1 pseudogene is annotated in these 1,224 nt (G+C 66.2%); it reads right to left on the bottom strand.

From position 1 onward, the window contains the following. Positions 1-39: 39 nt before the first annotated feature. A pseudogene (locus ABZS64_RS39315) lies at positions 40-1,224 on the bottom strand (IS256 family transposase); the annotation flags it as partial.

The following is a 1,224-nucleotide window of genomic DNA, read 5'->3' as shown; positions in this document are numbered from 1 at the left end:
GGGTCTGTCAAACGAGCGGTGTAACTAGGGTTATTGGAGTTACTGACGGGCTGCGGAGAGGCGGCCGTCGAAGGTGATGTCGAAGGCGTTGAGTGCGGTCTTCCAGCGCATGGTCCAGCGGGCTTGTCCCTTGCCGGTGGGGTCCAGCGACATGATGGCCATGTAGACGCACTTCAAGGCGGCCTGCTCGTTGGGGAAGTGTCCGCGGGCCTTGACTGCCCGCCGGATCCGCGCGTTCACGGACTCGATCGCGTTCGTCGTGCAGACGATGCGGCGGATCTCGGTGTCGAAACGGAGGAACGGGGTGAACTCCTCCCATGCGTTCTCCCAGAGCCGCACGATCGCCGGGTATTTCTTGCCCCAGGCGTCGGCGAACTCGGCGAACCGATCGAGTGCGGCCTCCTCGGTCGCCGCGGTGTAGACGGGCTTGAGGACACGCGCGATCTTGTCCCAGTCCTGGCGGGCGGCATAACGGAAGGAGTTCCGCAGCAGGTGGACCACGCAGGTCTGGACCGTGGTGCGGGGCCAGAGGGCCTCGACCGCGTCGGGCAGGCCCTTGAGCCCGTCGCAGACCAGCATGAGGACGTCGCCCACACCGCGGTTCCTGATCTCGGTGAGGATGTGCATCCAGTGCTTGGCGCCCTCGCCGCCGTCGCCGGCCCACAACCCGAGGATGTCCCGCCGGCCCTCGGTCGTGACCGCCAGGGCCACGTAAATGGGCCTGTTGGCTACCGCGCCGTCGCGAATCTTCACGTGGATGGCGTCAATGAAGTCACGGGGTAGACGGCGTCGAGGTGTCGGTTCTGCCATTCGGCCATGCCCTCGAGGACCTTGTCGGTGATCGTGGAAATCGTCTGCCGGGACACCTCGGCTCCATAGACCTCGGCCAGGTGGGCCTGGACCTCACCGGTCGTCAGGCCCTTCGCCGCGAGCGAGATGACCATCTCGTCCACGCCGGACAAACGCTTCTGCCGCTTCTTGACGATCCTCGGCTCGAAGCTGCCTTCCCGGTCGCGGGGCACGGCTATCTCGACCGGGCCGACGTCGGTAAGCACGGTCTTGGCGCGGGTGCCGTTCCGTGAGTTGCCGCCGTTCTTCCCGGCCGGATCGTGCTTATCATAGCCGAGGTGGTCGGTGATCTCACCCTCGAGAGCGGACTCCAGGAGCCGCTTGGTCAACTGCTGGAGCAGCCCGCCCTCGCCGGTCAGCTGAAGGCCCTCGGCC

It is taken from the genome of Streptomyces sp. NPDC005408 (assembly GCF_040606445.1).
In the GTDB taxonomy this organism is placed as follows: Bacteria; Actinomycetota; Actinomycetes; order Streptomycetales; family Streptomycetaceae; genus Streptomyces.
This window is presented reverse-complemented; position numbering and strand designations above follow the sequence as displayed.